A 19,066-nucleotide genomic window follows, 5' to 3' on the forward strand; every position below is an offset into this window, starting at 1 on the left:
GCTCCGGGAGCAGCGGCGGTAGCCCGCGCGACTGCTACGGTCGCTGGTATGGCGCTCTCGGTCTCTACTGGGCTGGCTGTTGATCTACGAGTCCAGCCGGTGGACGACGTTCTTGATCTCGTCGAGAGAGTCCTCCAGACGAGCCTGGCTCCGGAGCCCGTGGTGCGCAAGCGCCGGTCTGTGGGAGCCCGGACGGACCGCGACACCTGGGTCCGGATCGAGCGGCGCAGGGTCGACAAGATCCCGAACCAGGGGTGGAACGGCACCGAATGTGCTGCCCGCCTTGAAGGCGTCGCACAACCCGGGTGGCACGGGAGCGTGGTCTGGCGGGAAGCGGACGGGCCGGTGATGTGGCGGGCGGACGAGACCGACCTTCTGCCAGGCCCCCCCATTGGCACCGCCGTGCTGAGCGAAGGTCCGCGACTGTCCGATGAGTGGTGGGAGGCGTTGAACGCCTCGTTGGATGCCCTTGCGGCGCACGAGACGAGGCGGGTAGCCACACCAGACACCGTCACCCTCACCCAGGACCTGGTCACCGAGTCCCTTCGCCGTGCCTTCGCCCGCGACTTCGATACGACAGTCGAGCGGTGGGTGCCGGCCCACGCGGATCTGAACTGGGCGAACATGACCGCCCCGGCGTTCAGCCTCTTCGACTGGGAGGACTGGGGGAACGCCCCGCTGGGGTTGGACTCCGCCTCACTGTGGGCGAGCTCGCTCGCTGTCCCGGCTCTGGCAGATCGCGTGCGGCGAGAGCGCCGGTCGGACTTCGAGAGCCGGGACGGCAAGCTGATGACGCTGTTTGCTGCCTCGAAGATCATCGGTCCGGACGCGCACCCGGAAGATCCTCGTCTGGAGCCCGCGCGGCTCATGGCAGAGCAGGTGATCAAGGAGCTTCAGACAGGCTGAGTGAGCGACCGGTCCCGCAGGACGTTCCGGTACTCCCGGATCATGTGCTCGTCGACCTCGCCGTCGAGGGCGTCGATGAGAGCACCGAGGTGGTCGGGGTCATCGGTGCCTACAGCGACGGAGGAGACCTCTGGGAGCCGATAGGCGGTCCGGAAGGCTGCCTGCACACGGGAGAGGCGGCTGCTGTCGCGGAGGAAGATCCGTGGATCGACCTTGTCCCACACCTGGGCGTCGGTGCTGCCCCCGAACGGGCTCATCCCCCATACAGAACCGTCGCGGAGACCCCACATCTCGGTGAGGGCCTCCGCAGCGTCGAGCGTTCCACTGCCTACCAATAGGCCGGCGCGGACCATGAGGACCGATGGCCTCGGAACCGTGGCGTCGACCAGGTTCAGTAGCGGCGACGGATCCCATGCTGCGACGCCCCAGGCGTCGCACAGCCCCTCCGCTGCTGCACCCTCGAGAGCGATGCACGCCTGCCTCAGCACATCCCGGCTACGGCAGGTGGCTTCGTGGAGCGAGTGTTCCGGATTGTGCAGGAACACCAGGTCCGGTTCCCGGCCCAGGTCCGCGGCTGCCTGCTCCACAGCCGCGAGCAAGCGTCCGGGGTCGAGAGAGTGATCCGTCCCGTCCCGCCCCTGGAAGTAGCCGACCTTCGTGGAGATCATGAACTTCGGAAGCAGGTCACCGGCCGCCTGGGGCAGAGCCTCGTGGGATCGGAATCCGTAGTAGTTGGTGCTGGTGTCGAGCGTGGTGACGCCGAGCTCAAGCGCTCTGGTCAGGAGACTGCGTTCGTGACGAGACCGGTGTAGCCCGAGGACAATTCGGGGGTAAGTACCGCGCACAGTTCCTCCTTCACCAGGATCTCGGCGACCTCTGCTACTTCGGCCCCGACAACAACCGCGGCCTGGCTCAGCGGGACCGGCCTGCCGCTGAGCAGCAGGCGGAGTGCGGGCAGGGCTTTGGCCGCGAAAGTGAGTTTCTTCCCCGAGGCGACTACGTGGACGGTCGCGCCGTTCTCCCGGAGCTGGGGTGGGAAGTGGGTGGTGCACACCACGGCGTCGAGCGGCCCGAGCACGTCGAGGAACGGCACGTGCCGTGGCAGAGTCGTCTCCTGCTCGTACGCGGCCAGGTAGTCGGCCGGGGAGCGTTCGGCGACCAGTTGGGTGGCTGCCGCTGTCAGGGCTTCGCCGCCGGCTTCGTGCCGGCGATCCAGGTCGAGCCGGAAGACCTCGCGCTCGCGGCACCAGTCGGCCAGCCAGGCGAGCCAGCTCGCTCCGGTGCGCTTGGTGATGCCGAAGGTGACGTGGAGACTCTTTCCTGACCCGCTGCTGGTCCGGGTCGCCTGATGCCAGTGGCCCCGGGGGATGTGCATGACGTCTCCGGTCTTCATGGAGCCGGACCAGATGACGTCGTCGCTCGGTGTGGTGTTGGGGTCGGAGTCCCGGTACATGGGGACGTGGCGGGAAGTGGCGCGGACTTCCCACTCCTTCTCGCCCGCGAGCTGGACGATCACGACGTCGTGGTCGTCCCAGTGCAGGGGGAAGCCGGCGGCATCGTTCGTCGTCAGGTAGGCGTTGACCTGCACTCGCTCGTGGGACCACCACTGCAGGGCGCGGCAGGCGACTTCCATGGTGGGGTCGAAGACGTTGGCCTGGTCGAGGATGAGCGTGGCACCCTCCTGCAAGAGTCGGCCCAGGCTGCGCATGTTGACCATGGGGATGCTCTGGCCGCGAGGGCTGACGCTGTCGGTGTAGTAGATGGCCGGGTGCACCTCCTCGCCGTTCTGGAAGCACCGGAACTGCGGGCGGTTCAGGCTCCTGCGCATCGCCATGTCGAGCAGGCGGTTCGGGTCCAGGATGCGCGAGACGAGCGCGGGATCGTGCATGCTTCCCCGCGCGAAGCCCTTGCCCAGCTCCCCGGGCCCGCTCCATCCGAGGGCTGTCTCGATGGCGTCGATCAGTTGGTGTTCCACAGCTTCCTCCTCCATGGGATCGCCTATGTGGTCCGGGCGCGGTGGGGCTGCACGGCCTGTGCAGCCCCACCGCTCGGCTGCCTACTCGCTGTCGTGCAGGTTGCCGTCGCCTCCCGGCCACGGTGAGTCGCCGGAGCTTCCGGCGTTGTCGGACCGGAGGCTGTCGTAGCGGTCGTGGACGGCGGTCAGCTCTTCCACCGCCATCAGGAGGCCGCTGTCGGCCGACGGCGGTGTGGTGCGTTCTGCCACCTCGTGCTCCTTCCTCTTGGTTCTCCCCTCGGGGACTCCGACGGGAGCAGGGGCCGCCCCACGGCCGTTGTGGCGGGGACGGCGGTCAGGATGTGCCGGGATGGGGCGCGGTCCGGCGCGGGCGGCCTCGATACGGGAGAGCGGGGGCGGGGTCCTATGGGAGGGCGCCTGCGTCATCACGGATGTTGGCTTCCAGAACGCGCTGGTCCAGTTGGAAGAGGCACGCACGGCAGGAGTAGAGGGCAGCGTGCATCCCGCTGGACCGGACCGGGCCGATCCACGTCACCTCGACGTCGCCGCGCCCACACCAAAGCCAGCATTCGCCATGTCGCTGCCAGTCGTGACGGTCCCACAAGGCGCACGGGGCCGGCTCGCCTGTGACCGAGTCGATGTCGCGGCGCGTTGGTCGGAACACCACGTCAGGGTCCGGCAGGGTGGCCGCCCGCAGCGTGTGGTGCCCCATCACGCCACCGCCAGCGGGTAGGACTCACGCTTGACTGCGGTATCCGGCTCGCGCGGAGACATCGATAAGCGCGGTAGAACGGCGGCTCCGACAGCGGGTACAGAGCTGCGAAGCGCGATCTCTGCCCACACGCGCTTTCCGCTGTCGCAGGGCTCCCACCCCCATCTCGCCGCAAGGAGGTTGACCAGCTCCAGGCCCCGCCCGCTCTCCTCGGCAGCCTGAGCACACCCCATCCGCGGCATGGCGGGGCTCTTGTCGAGGACCTCGATCACCAGACGGCCGGGCCGGTGGTGGAGCACGACCGTCACCGGTCCCTCGCCATGAACCACGGCATTGGTGACCAGTTCGGAGGCGACGAGGCGAACGGCGTCGACCGTCTCGTCGTCCAGAGGCACGCCCCATGCCCGCACCCGGTCAAGGACTGCGCGCCGGGCTCGGGGTACTTCCTCTTCCTTGCCGGCGAAGACGAGACGAGTGACGAGCGTGGCCATGGGGGACGCCTCCGAAGAGCTGGAGACGGCCCGTCTCCGTCGGGGGTGCGGGGACGGGCCGCCGGTCTGAGTAGCCGTTCTCGGACGAACGCGTCTGCGTAGTCCCTCGCGGCTGTTACTCAGTCAACGGGCCGAGGGGGCGGCCTAGGAACGTTTCTGGGGGGTTTCTCCTGGAGACGCCCTCCCCATCCGTGGTCACGAGAAGTAGCCTCGGCACTACGCAGGGAGTGAATGGAGGGGGACAACGTGCCTGGGGAGCCGTTAGCAGTCCACCCGTTGACCTTCGTCCGCCAGTCCCGGGGGTGGGGGAAGGCCGAGTTCGCCCGGCTCATGCAGACGCACGGGACGTCGCTGGGAATCCCGCTGGCGACCAACCGGACGACCGTGTGGAAGTGGGAGCAGGGCCAAGCGCCGGACATGGACGCCCAACGCGTGCTCGCCGACCTGCTGCGAGTCCCATACGAGGAGGTGTCGACCCACGCGTGGCCGAAGTGGCTTCCTGTGTGGGAACTGACGGAGCTGGCCGCGCCGTGGACCGAGGCCGGCACCGTGGGGGCACTGGCTGAGCTGGTGGGCACTGGCCGTATGGATCGCCGAGGCTTTCTCACCATCACCGGCGCCGCTCTCACCGGCCTGGCGGCGAGTTGGGCCGACGCGCCCTCCGCCTTCGCCTCGGCGCTCAACGGAGATCGAGTGACCGACACCATGGTCTCGACGATCGAGCAGCGCATCATCACGCTCCGCACGCTCGACGACCAGCTCGGAGGTGCACGACTTCTGGAACAGGCACGCGGCGATCTCGCCCTGATCACCGGCCTCCTGAGCGCCGGCAGGTACACCGACGAGATCTGCGTCCGCCTGTACGCGCTGGCAGCTCGGGTGTCCCATCTGACCGGCTGGATGGCCTACGACGCGGGACTGCGGTCGGCGGGTCAGCGGTATTACGTCGGCGCCCTGCGCAGCGCCCGTACCGCCGGTGACAACGCCTTCGGCGCCTTCACCCTGGCAGAGATGGGCGTCCACGTATCCGAAGCCGGCCGGACCGCCGAACGGGTCGACCTGATCTCGACCGCCATCGACAACGCTCCTCGCACGCTGACGCCCTACACCCAGTCGTTCCTCTTCCTGCACAAGGCCGAGGCGCTCTCGCGCGACGGCGACCACCGGAAAGCCGGGACGGCACTCAACCGTGCCGCAACACTCTGGGAACGCCACACAGCAGAAGAAGGCCCTGACTGGCTCGACTGGTTCGGCGAAGCACAGCTGAAATCGACCGAAGGCAAAGTCCTTCTGCGCTCCGGACACGTGGAGCGTGCGACGAGGTCCCTGGAAACCTCCGTACAGACCGCTGCTCCCCGGGACAAGGCCGTACGATCCAGCCGCCTGGCCGAAGCCCGGCTCGCCGGGGGTGACCTGGACGGGGCGCTGGACGCCGCGAACCACGGCGCCGGGCTCCTCGAAGACAGCGTCAGCTCCATGAGGGCGCTGAACCGCCTCAAGGAGTTCTCCGCCCGGCTCGAAGCGCACACATCCGCCCCCGCCGTCCGCGAGTTCCGCGAGCGCCTCCAAGCACTCCCCCTGACAGCCTGACCGTTCCCGCCCCGTCCCTCCGGGAAGTGCGCGGCATCCGAAGAGAGCTATGAGGGTGCCAGGATGGACGCCATGACGCAGATCGACGGTGGGGTCGCACCCGGGTTCGAACCAGTACGTGAGGCGTTCGCAGCGAACTTCGACCAGCACGGAGACGTCGGCGCAGCCGTATGCGTCTATCAGCACGGAAAGCCGGTGGTGGACCTGTGGGGCGGGATCGCCGACCCTGACACCGGCCGTCCGTGGACGCGTGACACCTTGCAACTCGTCTACTCGGCGACCAAGGGAGCAACCGCAACGGCAGCGCACCTGCTGGCCCAACGCGGCGCCCTCGACCTGGACGCGCCAGTGGCAAAGTACTGGCCGGAGTTCGCCACGGCAGAGAAGGCCGACCTCCCGGTTCGCTGGCTGCTCTCCCACCAAGCCGGCCTCGTCGCACTGGACCGACCGGTACCGCTGAACGAGGCGCTGACCTGGCATCCGATGGCAGACGCCCTCGCCGCCCAACATCCCCAGTGGGCCCCGGGAGCAGCTCACGGATACCACGGGCGGACCTGGGGCTGGCTGGTCGGCGAGGTGATCTGCCGGGCATCCGGGCGCACACCGGGCCGCTTCTTCGCCGAGGAGATCGCCGGCCCACTCGGGCTGGACTTCTACATCGGCCTGCCGACCAGCGAACGCGACCGGGTCAGCCACATGGTGTACCACCAGCCGGACGTCGACCTCACCACCGTGCCCTCCGAATCGATCCCCGAGGAACTACGCGAGATGGTCGCCGCATGGCGCGACCCGAACTCCCTCAGCAACAGGGCGTTCGCCGTGACCGACCCGGCCGCGATCGACTTCAACTCACCGGACGTACAGGCCGCGGAACTTCCCTCCTCCAACGGCATCGGCACCGCCCGCGCACTCGCGCGCATGTACGCCGCCCTCATCGGCGAAGTAGACGGCGCACGACTACTCACTCCCGAAACCCTGGCCTCAGCCATCAAGGAGCAGGCCAACGGGACAGACCAGGTCATGCTGGCCCAGAGCCGGTTCAGCTCCGGATACATGCTGCCCACCGAAACCACCCCCATGACCGGCCCGAACGCCTTCGGCCACACCGGCCGCGGCGGCTCCCTCGCCTTCGCCGACCCCGAACACGGCATCGCCTTCAGCTACGCGATGAACCACATCATCGGCGGCCCCAACGACGTCCGTGCAACCTCACTGGTCGACGCTGTGCAGAGGTCGCTGGCGTAGCTTTTCGGCTGCTCCCCGACGACTTGTAGTGCCCAGTAACCGTTCCCAAAGCGCGCCACCACAGTCGGATCATCATGGTCAACGGTAGACCAAACTGGGTTTGTGTGAACTCCTCGTCACACACGCGTCTGCGCAGCTCAGCGAGCATAGGCTGGCTACTCGGCACGGAGTTTCTCAGCTGCTTATGGCGCGGGCCCGATTCCCCTCGCCCGCTCCACGACAGCGCCCATGTCGCCGAGCGTAGAACCGCCGGCCACCGCGACCGGCAGCACGCACAGCAGCAGGTCGACTGTTCCGTGCCCCCGCTGGTTAGAATGTGAATCTCGGGACACAGGTGGGGGATCGGGTGACGAACGTTGTCTTTGTGCACGGCACGGGGGTGCGGGAGGACTCGTACCGGAAGTCGTACAACCGCGTTGCCCGGGGACTGAAACGCTTACGGCCGGACCTCCGACTCGTCCCCTGCTACTGGGGCGACGCGTACGGGGCGCACCTCGCGTTCGACGGTGCCTGCTTCCCCGAACAGGACCAGGACCGGGCCCTGCCCGTCGCCGATGTCGACGACCCGCTGGCCCTCTGGGCGCTGCTCGAACGGGACCCGGTCGCCGAGCTCGAACTTCTCACCGACAGCGCCGGGGAGGACGATACCGGCGGATTCGCACCGGGTCGCACCAACCCGTGGGACGCACTCGCAGGCCGACTTCGCACTCTCACCGGAGCGGCCTTGGCTGAAGGCGGGCCGACAGCTGGCGACAGCGCCCGCGTGCTCGCCGCGGAGCTCGCCCCGTACGTCACCGAGGCCGCCGAGGAGATCGCCGCTGAAGTCTCGATGCGGCTCTCCGGGACAGTCTCGGGGCACGATTCCGCAGCCGTCGCTGCGCGCGCCGTAATCGCGTTAGCCACCCGGTTGGCCGAGGCGGCCCAAGAGGCGGAGGAACCGCTGCCCGTCGACGGTGCCGACCGCGACACACTGGTCGCCCTGCTCACCGACTGGCTGGGCGGGACCGACCGCGGGGTCAAGGAAGCCGGGAGATGGGTTGGCGCCAGGCTACTGAGCGACCCGCTCCTATGGACCGCCTCCCCCGCAATCCAGGCCGGCCGTCGCCGTATGACCCGGGGAATCATCCCCGAGGGCGGTGACATCCTGCGCTACCAGGGGCGTGGCGCGGGGCTGCGGGCACGGATAGCCGAGGTCGTCGCGCTCACGCGGGAACAGGATGACGGCCCCGTGGTGCTGCTCGCCCACAGCCTCGGAGGCATCGCCTCCTTCGACCTGCTGGCCATGGAGTCGTCCCACGGCGTGGATCTCCTCATCACCGTGGGTTCGCAGGCGCCCTTCCTCTACGAGATCGATGCGCTCGCAGGGTTGCGGCGAGGCGACCAGCTGCCCGCCGCCTTCCCTCGCTGGCTCAACGTGTACGACCGCCGGGACCTGCTCGGATTCGTCGCCGAGCGGATCTTCCCCGGCCGGGTCGCCGACGCCCGCGTCGACCTACGCCAGCCCTTCCCCAGAGCGCATACAGGCTACTTCGCACACGATTCGTTCTACGAGCGCATAGGGGTCGAGCTGCCATGATGCCCCCACCGCACGACTGGGGGCGCACCCATGCCGTGATCGTGGCCGTCGAGGCATACGCCGGCGGCGCCGACTGGGAACTCTCCGGGCCGGCGAACGACGCCGCACGCATGATGCGCTGGCTACTGGAACGCGGAGTGCCCGGTCACCAGATGCACCTGTTGGCCTCGCCCCTCCCGCAGAACGAGGGGCTGCTGGCCGGCTTCACGGAGGCCCGGCGCAGTACTGCGGACCGGGCCCACGTCCGTCGGGTCTTCCGGGACGAGCTGCGCCATATAGATGTCGACTGGCTGTGGGTGTACTGGGCAGGGCACGGCGTTCAGGCGGGCGCTAACCGCTGGAGTCTGCTGTATCCCGAATCCCGCACTGGGGATCCGCTCGGCCTGGACGCCGATAATCTCGTCTCTTTGCTCCGAACGGCACATCTACCTGCTCGGGGTCCCGGCCGGGCAACGGTCGTCATCGACGCCTGTCGTTCGGCACTGTCGCCACGCCAGCAGGCGCAGGCGCAGGCGCCGGAGACGATCGCCGCCCACCCTGAGACCCACCGGTCCAGGGGCGTCTTTCTGATGCGAGCCTCCCGGCCCGGCGAGGCGGCGAAGAACCGTGCCGGGGCAGGGCTGTTCACCTCTTGCCTGATGAACTGTCTGGAGGATGCCTCACGCCGGGACGCGTCTGCCGATCCCGACCTCGAACAGGTGTCAGCGGAGGTCTTGGCCGAGTTCCAACGGCTGCGGACTGTCGAAGGCTGCGGGCCGATTCCCACGCTCTACGTCAGCGACTGGCACGACAACGAGTCCCACAACTCTCATCCGCCCTCCCCGCATTACCTGACGGTGCGTCAGGTAATCGACCGGGACAAGCTGACACTCCGCGTCGAGGCGGTGCTCACCTCTCATCCGGCCTCCGCCGCACGTGTCGCCGCCGGCCTCTGTGAGGAACTGGACTCCTGCCTGCCCTGTGCGCCGGAAGAACTCGACGCCCGGACGATCGTCGACTGGGTCCTGACGCGGCCCCATGGCACCGTGACCATGATCCACCTGCTGGCCTCGGAAGGGGTGAACGAGGCCGAGATCGAGGCGATGCGACGCAGCTCCGTACAGCTGGCTCAGGGCCGGTGGCTGCTGTGCAGCGAATACGACGAGCTGATCGGACTGCTCGCCTCTGCGCCGGACGACTTCGGCAGGGCGTTCGCGGACGCGGCTCGCGAGGAGGTGGTCGGAGTCGTGCTCCCCGACACCGACCCAATGACGCTGGCCGACCACTTGGAGGAGCTAAAGGTCGACGAGCGGCAGCTTCCCCGCCTGCTGGGGGTCCTCGAACGCGTCGCCGCGACGACGGTGGCCGGCCCCTGCGCCGGACAGCTCAAGGAATGGTCACGAAACTGCGCCACCAGGCTCGGTGAGAACATGCTCGCTGCGCTGGACAACCGGCGCGCCGAACTGACGGAGCGTTCATCTCAGGCCCGGTCGGACACGGACGACCAGCTCCATGCCGAGGACCGAGTGCAGATCCGGCTGTCCCTGCCGGTCGACTCGTCGGGGCGGCGGACCTGCCAGATCTGGAGACGCACCGCAGCGGGCGTGGAGTCCGTCGAGACGCAGGACGTACCCGCGCCACTGACCGACTTGCAACGGACCGTGGACACGGTTCTGGCCCGGCACGGTCGAGTCCACCGAACACTGGTCGAATTCTTCGTGGACGCCGCAGATCTCGAACTGGACGTCCACCGTTGGCGGATCGGAGTCGGCGATCCCGTCGAGCGTTCCATCGGCACGGACTTCCCCGTCGTCCTGCGGTGCACCGAGCACCGCCGCTCCGAGCAGGAACACCTTTGGCAGCGCCGGTGGAAGCAGGTCGCCACCGCGCAGACGGACAATCTGCACTGGGTGCCGCCGAACCTGACCACGGTGACGGCCGTGCACGGAAGCGTGAGCGCGCGGGAGTACGCGCCGGGCACGGTGATACCCGCTGCCCAGACCCACCGCAACGCCGTCTTCACCGCCTGTCTGTTCGGGGGCGTGCCAGTGATGGTCTGGCGTGGAGGGAATGAACCCGGAAGCAGCGAAGAGGAGTTGAGGTCCCTTTTGGACGACGGTTCACTCAGCGAACTGCCGGGAAGACTGCGTAGGCTTCGCGCCGAATGCGATGTCGACGAACGGCACCCCGGCGGCCGACTGGCACTCCTCTGGGACGATCCGGGACGGCCCCTGCCACGACGCCTCGACCTGTCGGCACCATGAGAAGAGGAAACTGATGAACACGGACTGGCGGCTCTTCCGCGTGGACGCCGAGCCGCAACCGGTCATCGAGTGGCCGGCACCACCTCCGTGGAGGGTGTTCACCGGCGGCGACGCGACCGGCGAGTCTCCCGAGGAGGGGGGACCGCGCTGGCGCTACGTCATCTCCGAGACCGATCAGGACATCGTCAATACAGCCCTACACCTGCACCGGCCGCTACTCGTCACCGGGCGCCCCGGCACCGGCAAGTCGAGCCTGGCCCGTGCCATCGCACGCCAGCTCTGCCTGGGCGACGTCCTGCACTGGCCGGTCAACAGCCGGTCCACCCTCGCAGAAGGGCTGTACCGCTACGACGCCGTGGGCAGGCTCCGGGATGCCTCCCTAGCCGGGCGCCCCGATCCGCATGCAGCCGCCGAGCCGGCCGTCGCCACCGAGCCGGATATCGGTGACTACCTCAGGCTCGGCCCACTCGGTACGGCCCTGCTGCCCCGCCGCATCCCCCGGGTCCTGCTGATCGACGAGCTGGACAAGGGCGACGTGGACCTGCCGAACGACCTGCTCACGGTGTTCGAGGAGGGAACGTACGAAATCCCCGAGCTCGCACGTCTCAAGTCCCCGACGGCACGGGTACGCATCACCGGCCCGGGCGACGAGAGGATCGGCGTCAGCGACGGCCGGGTGACGTGCACGACCTTCCCGGTGGTCGTGATCACGAGTAACGGCGAACGTGATTTCCCGCCCGCCTTCCTGCGCCGCTGCGTCCGGCTGGATCTCAAGCAGCCCGACGCGGAACAGCTGCGGTCGATCGTGGGGATGCACCTCGGCACGGAGGCGGCGGCGCGTGCGGAGTCACTGATCGAGGAGTTCCTGCAGCTGCGCGACTCGGAGGCGCACGGCCTGGCGACAGACCAGCTGCTCAACGCCGTACACCTGCGGGCCTCCGGTGCCACGACGGATTTCGACAAGCTCCGTGAGACGGTCTTCCGCTCACTCGGTGACACGGACGCCTGATGTTCGACAGGCTAACCGCACTTCTGGGCGGCGCGGGAGTGGACCTGGCCACCGAAGAGCTCCTCGATGTCCTCTGGATCGCCACGGTCCGGCGTGACGGTGATGCGGAGGATGAGCCGCGGCGGGACCGGCCCAGGGAGGTGTACCAGGTGCCCGTTCCGGAAGCGGAGGAGGCGAAAGAACCGTCCCACGCCCGTGTCGCCGACGACGAAGCCACGGCGGCCCGACGCGCCCCCGCGAGGTCCCAGGGCTTGTACGCACCCCCGGCGCCCGGAGCCGGGGGCGGAGGACCCGCCCGCGCAGTCGGAGTGCACGGAGCGCGGTCACTGGCGTCCCCTCGGGCCCTGAGCCGGGTCATGCGGCCGCTGCGCCAGACGGTCCCCTCCCGCACGGTCCTCGCATTCGACGAGGACGCGACCGTCGAATGGATGGCCGAGACGGCTCTGCACGAGCCTGTGCTGCGACCCGAGCCGGAACGCTGGCTGAACGCCGCACTCGTCGTCGACGACGGGCCCTCGATGGTGCTGTGGCAGCAGTACGCCGCCGAGGTGCGGGCCCTGCTGGAGGGGCTGGGAGCCTTTCGCGATATCCGTACCTACTGGCTCGACAGCTCGGGCGGGCCCGGCCCTCTCCTGAGCGGACGGCCCCTGCGCTCCGGTGCCGTACCGAGGGCCGACTTGCGCATCGATCCGGCCCGACCGACCGTGATCATGGTGCTCTCCGACATGGTGGGCCCGGGCTGGAGCAACGGCGCAGTCCAGGGGCTGCTGCGCCGTTGGGCACGGCGCGCCCCGGTGACGGTGGTCCAGCCTCTGCCCGAGCGGATGTGGCCGTCGGCGGGCAGTTCGGTCGAGCGGCTCGTCGTCCAGTCCCGGGAGCCCGCCGCTGCGGGCCGCGCCCTCCGGGTCAGCCATCCAGTACTCCCGAGGGAGATGGTGTCCTACAGCGGTACGCCCGTCCCGGTCCTGGAGCTCAGCGGGAGTCGGCTCGAGCCCTGGGTCTCTCTTCTCAGCACTGGTCACAGCCGGACGGCGCTGCCCGTGCTGCTGCTCCCCGACGGCGTCCCCGACTCCCCCACCGACTTCCGCGCATACTCCCGCACCGAAACCGGCCCCGCCGACGGTCCGGACCCGGAGGAGCGCTTCCGCCGCTTCCGGGAGGCGGCCTCACCGGAGAGCCGTCAGCTGGCTGGGGCGCTGGCCTCCGTCAAGCCGCTCACCCTGCCGGTGATGCGCCTGGTGCACGAGGCGTACCGGACCGGGGAGGGGCACCTCCAGCAGGCCCAGCTCGCCGAGGTGTTCCTTGGAGGGCTGCTGCGCCGCTCAGGTTCGGCCGCACCGGCCCAGGCGGCGAACAGCGTGGAGTACGAATTCGCACCCGGTGTGGCGGACCTCCTGCTGGACACGGTGCGCACGTCGGTGGCTCTGGACACAGCAGCGCAGGTCAGCGCGTACCTTCTGCGAAGCGGCGGGTCCGGTCCGGAGTTCCGTGCCCGGCTGGCGGGGGAGGGGCCGGGCGCCTCCCCCGAGCTGCCCGAGCGGGCCGGGCCGTTCGCCGCGGCGTCGCCGCAGCTGCTGCGACGGCTCGGGCTGTGGGACGGCCCCGCGTCCGCGCCCGCATCCCAGCCGCCTCCCCGCCCGGACGCGGAGTCCGCGGACGGAGACGTGGAGGCGTTCGTGCCGGAGGTGCCGGAAGGTCCGGCAGAGGTCTTCGTGATGGAGCGAGTGGCACCCGCCCTGGTGGATTTCGCCCGGCGCCTGCTCGACGACCCCGCCGTGCCGGCCCTAGTGAACGAGCAGGCGCGGCACATCGTCGACCAGGCTCAGCGGTGGGAGTCCGGATACGGATGGATCGGCATCACCGCCGTGTCACTGCTCGGGGCCCGCCTTGTGGCGTCCCGTCAGCAGGACTACCGGGACGAACTCGTCACCCTACTGAGGGAGCTGCTGGAGGAACTGACGCCGAAGAGCGACCTGGTCAGTCGCAACATGCGCGGCAACCTTGCCAGCGCGCTCAGCGACCTGGGCGAGACCGAGGAAGGAGTCGCACACCTGCGGGAGGTGATCGCCATCTCGCGTGATGTGCACGGCTCCGATCACGCATACACGCTCAACGCCCGTACGTACTTGCACGAACTACTCTACGACGCCAGGCGGCTGCACGAGGCGGAAGCGGAGGGCGACGCCCTGCTGGCGACCCTCGAACGGCTCGGAACCACGGCAGACACGGCGCAACGAGCCCACGTCATGCGGCACCAGGCATACACCCTCCATCTCATGCAGCGGTACCGCGCAGCGGAGACACTGCTGCGCTCGCTGGTCGCACTGGAAGAGGGGCCGTTGAAGTACAGCATGGACACGAGGCTCATCACCCGGAGCTGGCTGGCTGCGGCGATGGAATCCCAGGGACGCTACGCCGATGCCGAGAGTGAGTTGCGGTCCGGACTCGAGGAGCTGGAACTGTCCGGTGAGCAGAAGGGCAGCGGCGAGGTCCGCGCCCTGGACAGCCTGGCGGACCTGCTGGAGGACTGCGGACGTCACGAGGAGGCTGAGCCGTTACGCAGGGCGACGCTCACGGCCAGCGAGCGGTATTTCGGAGCCGACCATCCGTCGGCTTACCAGGCGCGCCGTGACCTGGTAGGCGTGCTGCGCAGTCTGGACCGGTTCGCCGAGGCCCAGGACGAGATCGAGGCGCTGGAGCCGCGCCTGGTCACGGGACTGGGGGAGCTGCACAACACGACACTCTGGTTCCGCGAACTGCGGGCGCTAATTCACGCGGACCTGGCGGAATACGACGAGGCGGTCGCGCTTCAGCGGCGCGTGCTCGCGCAGATGACGGAGCTGGACGGCCCCGTGCACCGATCCACCCTCACTCTCCGCCATGATCTCGGCCTCATCCTGCACAAGGCCGGACGGTTCCCGGAGGCCGAAGAAGTGCTGCGGGCGGTGCTGGCGGATGAGAGCGAGCACCTCGGTCCGGATGACTCTTTCACTGGCGTGACCCGTAATATCCTGGCGGACGTACTCGCCTCGCAGGACCGGACGGACGAGTCGATCGCCTTCTGCCGGGAGCGGCTGACGGTCGAGGAACGCACCTTGCCGGAGGACAGCATCGAGACGGTGAAGACACGGCGCAGGCTGGCCAGGTTTCTCACCAAGTGCGGCGCGCACGAGGAGGCCGCCGAACAGCTGGGGAAGGCGTGGGTCGTACGGTGCCGGGTCACGGGGACGGACGCGCGGGTGAGCATGTCCACGGGCCATGCGTACGGGGTTGCGCTGCTGAGTGCTGGGAGGCATCAGAAGGCCCTGGGCGTGCTGGAGACCGTGACCGAGGATCGCAGCCGGGTGCTCGGCGGGGCCCATCCCGCAACGCTCGCATCCCGGCAGCGGCTCGGCGATGCTCTCGCCGCGCTGGGGCGCTGGGACCAGGCCCGGAAGGAGTGGACGGCAGTGAAAGAGACGGCAGCCGCCGAGTTGGGCGAGGAACACCAGATCGTGCGCACCGCAACCACATCCCTAGAGCGGGATGAGGAAGCGCCTGACAGGTGAATCTCGAGAGTAGTCTCCACGGCCTACGGAGCTTCAAGAAGCTCAGAGAAGCCGGTCTCCTCTCCCTCGAGCGGCGCGCCGGCGCGGCACCTGGACCTTCTACCTCGTTCGAACCCTCCGTCCTCGCCGCGATGGATCAGCTCCTCACGCCGCCCAGCGGGATGTGCCGGCGACCGCCGCCTGCTGCCGTGTCCGATCAACGGGACCTCCGTTTCCGATGGTGAACCGGCTGGCCACAGACGGTCGTCCAGGCTTGTGGACAGGCTTCGAGGGCCACACACAGCAGTCTGAAACTGCAACGCAGCCCGGTGTGCCACTCGCGTGCAACTTGAGGCGGTGAACAACGGTCTACAGAGGTGAACGCAGTCCACCGCTCGACTCTCGTTTAGGAGGCGTCTGCGCAGGTAGGAGGGCGGCACCGGGCTGGTGCCGGGTGATTCCCAAGCTTATAGCGCGGGTTCGATTCCCGTCGCCCGCTCCAGCCCGCCATAGGGTCATCTACCTGCGGCTATGCCCGTCGATGCCTACGGGGCGCCTCACCGGTCCCTGAGCCCAGCGTTCCTTCGTCTTCAGAGCTGCCACCGCTGTACATGCGGATTCCAGCCCAGCCCGGCCGCGTCGCCGGTGAGAACCGGGTCAGCGAACGCCGCCACTGTCAAAAGGATCTGCTCAAAGGACTGCGTCAGCCGGTCGTCCAGACGTTGTTTACGCACCCAGGCCGCCCACTTGCGCTGCGCCAGCGCAGGAAAGCCGTCCAGTTCCGGGAGCAGTGGATGCAGCGTTGCACTCCGATGTTCGGCCACCACTGTCATCGCGGCTGCGAGTTCGTCACCGTTGACGCCATGGCGGGCAGCAAGCAGGTACACATCAGCGAAGTCACGCCATCTGGTGTTGACCTCGCCCCGCTCCATCATCGTGACGATCTTCTCCGCGTGCACCATCACCAAGGGATAGCCGAGCAGCGAGAGGACGCCTCCGCGCAAGCGTGGCAGGACGACATTCCGTGGCCGGGGGATCACCGGATCGCCGACGTTCACGTCCACATGGAAGAGCATGCGTGCGCTTGCCAGGTGCACTGTCATCACCACACGTACACCGTTGTACTCGTCCTCATCCCTGATGACCTCCGCACGGGCCTGGGCCACGTCGAAGATCAATCCATCCTCGATCGGGTGCGCGGCGATGGCGCAAACAGCATCCAGGACAGCCTGAGGGGTTGCCGCGAGCCGCTCGGCCCGTAGATCCACGTCACGGGTAGGGCGGCGCATCTCGTAAGCGGCCAACAGCACCCCGCCCTTGAGAACAAAGCGGTCCGCGTACGGAGACTGTGCGAGGCGGTCCAGGAAGCACTCCAGGACGTACAGCTGGTGCAGTTCCTCGGTGGGTCGGCCGTTGCGACGAGCCAGGTTCTGCAGGTCCAGGTACGTGCGGCCGGCTTCCGTGGCACGGGTGGGGCGGGGAGTCACAGCAGTACCTCCAGGGTGGTGCGCAGCGGCGCGGCGGCCTGGGGAAAATCCTTTGCCATGGCCATGAGCCTGGCGGGGCGGCTGCCCCTGCGGCGCAGCCAAGCGCGCAGCACCTCGACCGCGAGATCGGTTCCCTCGCGGTGGCGTAGGCGGAAGGCGTCGATGATGCATCGTTCCGCGTCGTAGATGCCGATCTGCTCGCCCGGCCCCACGCGCAGCGGTTCGCGCCCGATGGAGAACGTCCCTCGTGAGAAGTGATGCCAGGCGACGGGTGCGACCACGCGGGGTGCGCGGCGGCCGCGTGGGATTGCGATATCAATAGCTGGGGGAATTTGGTCAGTGAGGCCGTGTCGGGCCAGCGCTGAGACCAGACACAACGTGCCGTCTGGGGTCCGATGCGCAATCTCGACAAGATCGAGGTCCACCGCTGACTCGGCATCCGCCCTTCGGTAGAGCCCTCGGCTGACCAGATCGACGTGGCCTTCTTCCAGCAGGAGGCGCAGCCTCCGGTCGGACAGGCCCAAGCGGCGGGCCTCGGAGTAACTGAACGTCTCGGGCAGGTCATGTTCGTCGGCGCCGGTGATCGCGTGCTCCTCACTGCCAACGGAGGAAAGTGCTTACACCCAAGCTACACCTGTATGCATAACCCTTCGCTGCCGATGCTCCGGTTTCACCCGATCGGGCAGCGCGGCCACCCGCTCACTGGCGCACTGCGACACGTGGAGCCGCACGGCCCACGGCGCAACCGGTAAAGGGTCCGTGGGCTGACAGCGGACCTGCCTCGCTCTCCCCCCAGACCACCGTCCGCGATCTGCAGGCCGCATCCGCCGCACTCGCGCCCTGTCCGTGCCCTACCTCGATGCTCGACTACGGGGTCATTCACCACCGGAGAAGACGGCCCGCCCCGACAAGGAGCTCGCCGAACCCCTCGCCACCCTGCGGTTGCACGGCCCGCCAGGACCGCGTTCGCGGGAGCAAGGGGGGCAGGATGACCGGGGGAGGTAGGGGCCCGACCAGCCCGAGCGCCGGAAAGATGATCTGTGCAGCCCCGAGAAAGAAGCCGTGCCCCATCCGTGCCCTTACGAGCGGTCACGAACGGCCCTGAAGGGTCTCGCGCAACTCTCGCAGCCAGACCGTGGAGAAGTATGCGCAGGTAAACCTGGCCTGCTGGCCGATGGGGCTGGTAATTCCCAAGCTTAGAGCGCGGGTTCGATTCCCGTCGCCCGCTCCACCCCGAAGGTCCAGGTCACAGACCTGGGCCTTGTTTGACGTCTAGACCAATTCTGCGGCGCGTGCCACCAGAACCCCGACTCACGCGGAGATTCACGCAACGCGGGCTCTCCGGCAGCGCCTTGATGCCATCTCGTCTCGGATGACGAGATGCGTTTCATGTGATGTGTGCCACGGTCGAGTGGCTCGCGAAGGGGTGTGCGGCTGCGAAGTGGCGGGCCGGTTGGAGGTGTTCGGCGCCGAACACTTCGGGCGGGACTCACCGTCACGGCGCCGCCCGCGACGTGAGGAGCTGCCCCATGGCGGCGAGGACGGACGGTTCGACTCGGTAGTAGATCCACGTCCCTCGCCGTTCGGAGGTAAGAAGGCCGGAATCCTTGAGCTTCTTGAGGTGGTGGGAGACGGTGGGCTGGGAAACGCCCACGTCAGAGATGTCGCAGACACAGGCTTCGCCGGCCTCGTGGGACGCGATGGCGGAGAAGAGCCGCAGCCGTACGGGGTCGCCCAGTGCCTTGAACATGGGGGCGGACCGCTCTGCCTCCTCCGCCGTGAACGGCCGCTCCGTCAGCGGCGGGCAACACGGCGCCACCTGCGACTCCACCACCGGCAGTTCGACTCTCTTTGCCATACTTCCATTTTGACACATGTCAAACTCCTGGCGGGTGACGGAAGGGACCTCGACCGGGGCACCGCCTCGGCGTTCCGGGCGAGGAGTCACAGGCCGGCAGCGGTCGGTGCCCGACGGACGTGCGCGGCCAGAGGCCGGATGACGTGGTCGGCGTCGCGACCGACGCCGCGGAGCGTGTTGGAGGCGAAGGACCGCTGGAACTCCAGCCCGAGGTACACCAGGCCGGGACGGGTGAGCGACAGGCCGCCGCTGTGCACGGGGCCTCCGTCATCGCCCAGGGCGCTGTCGAGGGTCCGGAGGTAGGGCAGGTCGGGGCGGTATCCGGTGGCCAGGAGCACCGCGTCGACCTTCTCGTGGGTGCCGTCGTCCCAGATGACCGTGTCGCCGTCGAGACGGGTGAGCATCGGTCGCCGGGTCCACAGCCCGGCGGTGAGCGCATCTCGGTAC

Annotated in this window: 15 protein-coding genes; 7 read left to right on the top strand and 8 right to left on the bottom strand. The window is 68.5% G+C overall.

The window, feature by feature from the left end; translation table 11 throughout:
• The first annotated feature begins 48 nt into the window (after nt 1-48).
• Nucleotides 49-906: a hypothetical protein gene (locus K304_RS0121260; protein ID WP_027765354.1), complete on the top strand. Its 858-nt coding sequence runs from the start codon at nt 49-51 to the stop codon at nt 904-906.
• On the opposite strand, the gene K304_RS0121265 is transcribed toward K304_RS0121260, so the two are convergent.
• The 4 genes from K304_RS0121265 to K304_RS34185 all read right to left on the bottom strand — a co-directional run bounded on the left by K304_RS0121265 (nt 894) and on the right by K304_RS34185 (nt 4,084).
• On the bottom strand, nt 894-1,751 hold the full coding sequence (locus K304_RS0121265; protein WP_027765355.1) for an aldo/keto reductase: 858 nt from the start codon (nt 1,749-1,751) through the stop codon (nt 894-896). The two genes, K304_RS0121260 and K304_RS0121265, sit on opposite strands and share 13 nt — an antisense overlap.
• Nucleotides 1,685-2,881, bottom strand: coding sequence for a JmjC domain-containing protein (locus tag K304_RS0121270; RefSeq protein WP_027765356.1), 1,197 nt, complete (start codon nt 2,879-2,881; stop codon nt 1,685-1,687). Before K304_RS0121270 ends, K304_RS0121265 begins: the two co-directional genes overlap by 67 nt.
• An 81-nt stretch (nt 2,882-2,962) precedes the next feature.
• The gene (locus K304_RS33490; RefSeq protein WP_158687396.1) at nt 2,963-3,130 is read right to left on the bottom strand and encodes a hypothetical protein; all 168 of its coding nucleotides are present in this window, start codon (nt 3,128-3,130) and stop codon (nt 2,963-2,965) included.
• A gap of 462 nt (nt 3,131-3,592) precedes the next feature.
• On the bottom strand, nt 3,593-4,084 hold the full coding sequence (locus tag K304_RS34185; protein WP_051308690.1) for an ATP-binding protein: 492 nt from the start codon (nt 4,082-4,084) through the stop codon (nt 3,593-3,595).
• Nucleotides 4,085-4,330: 246 nt separating this feature from the next.
• Here K304_RS34185 and K304_RS0121290 point away from each other — a divergent pair, with 246 nt between their 5' ends.
• From K304_RS0121290 to K304_RS31845, 6 genes are all read left to right on the top strand, one after another.
• A complete protein-coding gene (locus tag K304_RS0121290) occupies nt 4,331-5,674 on the top strand; it encodes an NsdA family TPR-like regulatory protein (RefSeq protein ID WP_486591796.1) in 1,344 nt (447 codons plus the stop codon).
• A 72-nt stretch (nt 5,675-5,746) separates the two neighbouring features.
• Nucleotides 5,747-6,919: a serine hydrolase domain-containing protein gene (locus K304_RS0121295; RefSeq protein ID WP_027765359.1), complete on the top strand. Its 1,173-nt coding sequence runs from the start codon at nt 5,747-5,749 to the stop codon at nt 6,917-6,919.
• A gap of 346 nt (nt 6,920-7,265) precedes the next feature.
• On the top strand, nt 7,266-8,495 hold the full coding sequence (locus K304_RS0121300) for a hypothetical protein (protein ID WP_027765360.1): 1,230 nt from the start codon (nt 7,266-7,268) through the stop codon (nt 8,493-8,495).
• Nucleotides 8,495-10,738, top strand: coding sequence for a VMAP-C domain-containing protein (locus K304_RS30510; RefSeq protein ID WP_486591797.1), 2,244 nt, complete (start codon nt 8,495-8,497; stop codon nt 10,736-10,738). Before K304_RS0121300 ends, K304_RS30510 begins: the two co-directional genes overlap by 1 nt.
• 13 nt (nt 10,739-10,751) lie before the next feature.
• Entirely contained in the window at nt 10,752-11,747 is a 996-nt protein-coding gene (locus K304_RS0121310) for an AAA family ATPase (RefSeq protein WP_027765361.1), read from the top strand.
• The gene (locus tag K304_RS31845) at nt 11,747-15,295 is read left to right on the top strand and encodes a tetratricopeptide repeat protein (RefSeq protein WP_027765362.1); all 3,549 of its coding nucleotides are present in this window, start codon (nt 11,747-11,749) and stop codon (nt 15,293-15,295) included. The genes K304_RS0121310 and K304_RS31845 overlap by 1 nt, the downstream gene beginning before the upstream one ends.
• Before the next feature lie 569 nt (nt 15,296-15,864).
• Here K304_RS31845 and K304_RS0121325 read toward each other — a convergent pair.
• From K304_RS0121325 to K304_RS34190, 4 genes are all read right to left on the bottom strand, one after another.
• The gene (locus tag K304_RS0121325; RefSeq protein ID WP_027765363.1) at nt 15,865-16,761 is read right to left on the bottom strand and encodes a nucleotidyl transferase AbiEii/AbiGii toxin family protein; all 897 of its coding nucleotides are present in this window, start codon (nt 16,759-16,761) and stop codon (nt 15,865-15,867) included.
• A complete protein-coding gene (locus K304_RS0121330) occupies nt 16,758-17,345 on the bottom strand; it encodes a type IV toxin-antitoxin system AbiEi family antitoxin domain-containing protein (protein WP_051308692.1) in 588 nt (195 codons plus the stop codon). Before K304_RS0121330 ends, K304_RS0121325 begins: the two co-directional genes overlap by 4 nt.
• Before the next feature lie 911 nt (nt 17,346-18,256).
• On the bottom strand, nt 18,257-18,619 hold the full coding sequence (locus K304_RS0121335; RefSeq protein WP_027765365.1) for a metalloregulator ArsR/SmtB family transcription factor: 363 nt from the start codon (nt 18,617-18,619) through the stop codon (nt 18,257-18,259).
• Between the two features lie 86 nt (nt 18,620-18,705).
• Nucleotides 18,706-19,023 (bottom strand): hypothetical protein, encoded by a 318-nt coding sequence (locus K304_RS34190; protein ID WP_027765366.1) that lies wholly within the window; start codon nt 19,021-19,023, stop codon nt 18,706-18,708.
• Nucleotides 19,024-19,066: the final 43 nt, after the last annotated feature.

It is taken from the genome of Streptomyces sp. CNS606 (assembly GCF_000426325.1).

Coding starts and splice junctions, on each gene's coding strand:
- K304_RS0121260 (WP_027765354.1), top strand. CDS start 49: ATGGCGCTCTCGGTCTCTACTGGGCTGGCTGTTGATCTACGAGTCCAG.
- K304_RS34185 (WP_051308690.1), bottom strand. CDS start 4,084: ATGGCCACGCTCGTCACTCGTCTCGTCTTCGCCGGCAAGGAAGAGGAA.
- K304_RS0121295 (WP_027765359.1), top strand. CDS start 5,747: ATGACGCAGATCGACGGTGGGGTCGCACCCGGGTTCGAACCAGTACGT.
- K304_RS30510 (WP_486591797.1), top strand. CDS start 8,495: ATGCCCCCACCGCACGACTGGGGGCGCACCCATGCCGTGATCGTGGCC.
- K304_RS0121310 (WP_027765361.1), top strand. CDS start 10,752: ATGAACACGGACTGGCGGCTCTTCCGCGTGGACGCCGAGCCGCAACCG.
- K304_RS31845 (WP_027765362.1), top strand. CDS start 11,747: ATGTTCGACAGGCTAACCGCACTTCTGGGCGGCGCGGGAGTGGACCTG.
- K304_RS0121335 (WP_027765365.1), bottom strand. CDS start 18,619: ATGGCAAAGAGAGTCGAACTGCCGGTGGTGGAGTCGCAGGTGGCGCCG.
- K304_RS34190 (WP_027765366.1), bottom strand. CDS start 19,023: ATGCTCACCCGTCTCGACGGCGACACGGTCATCTGGGACGACGGCACC.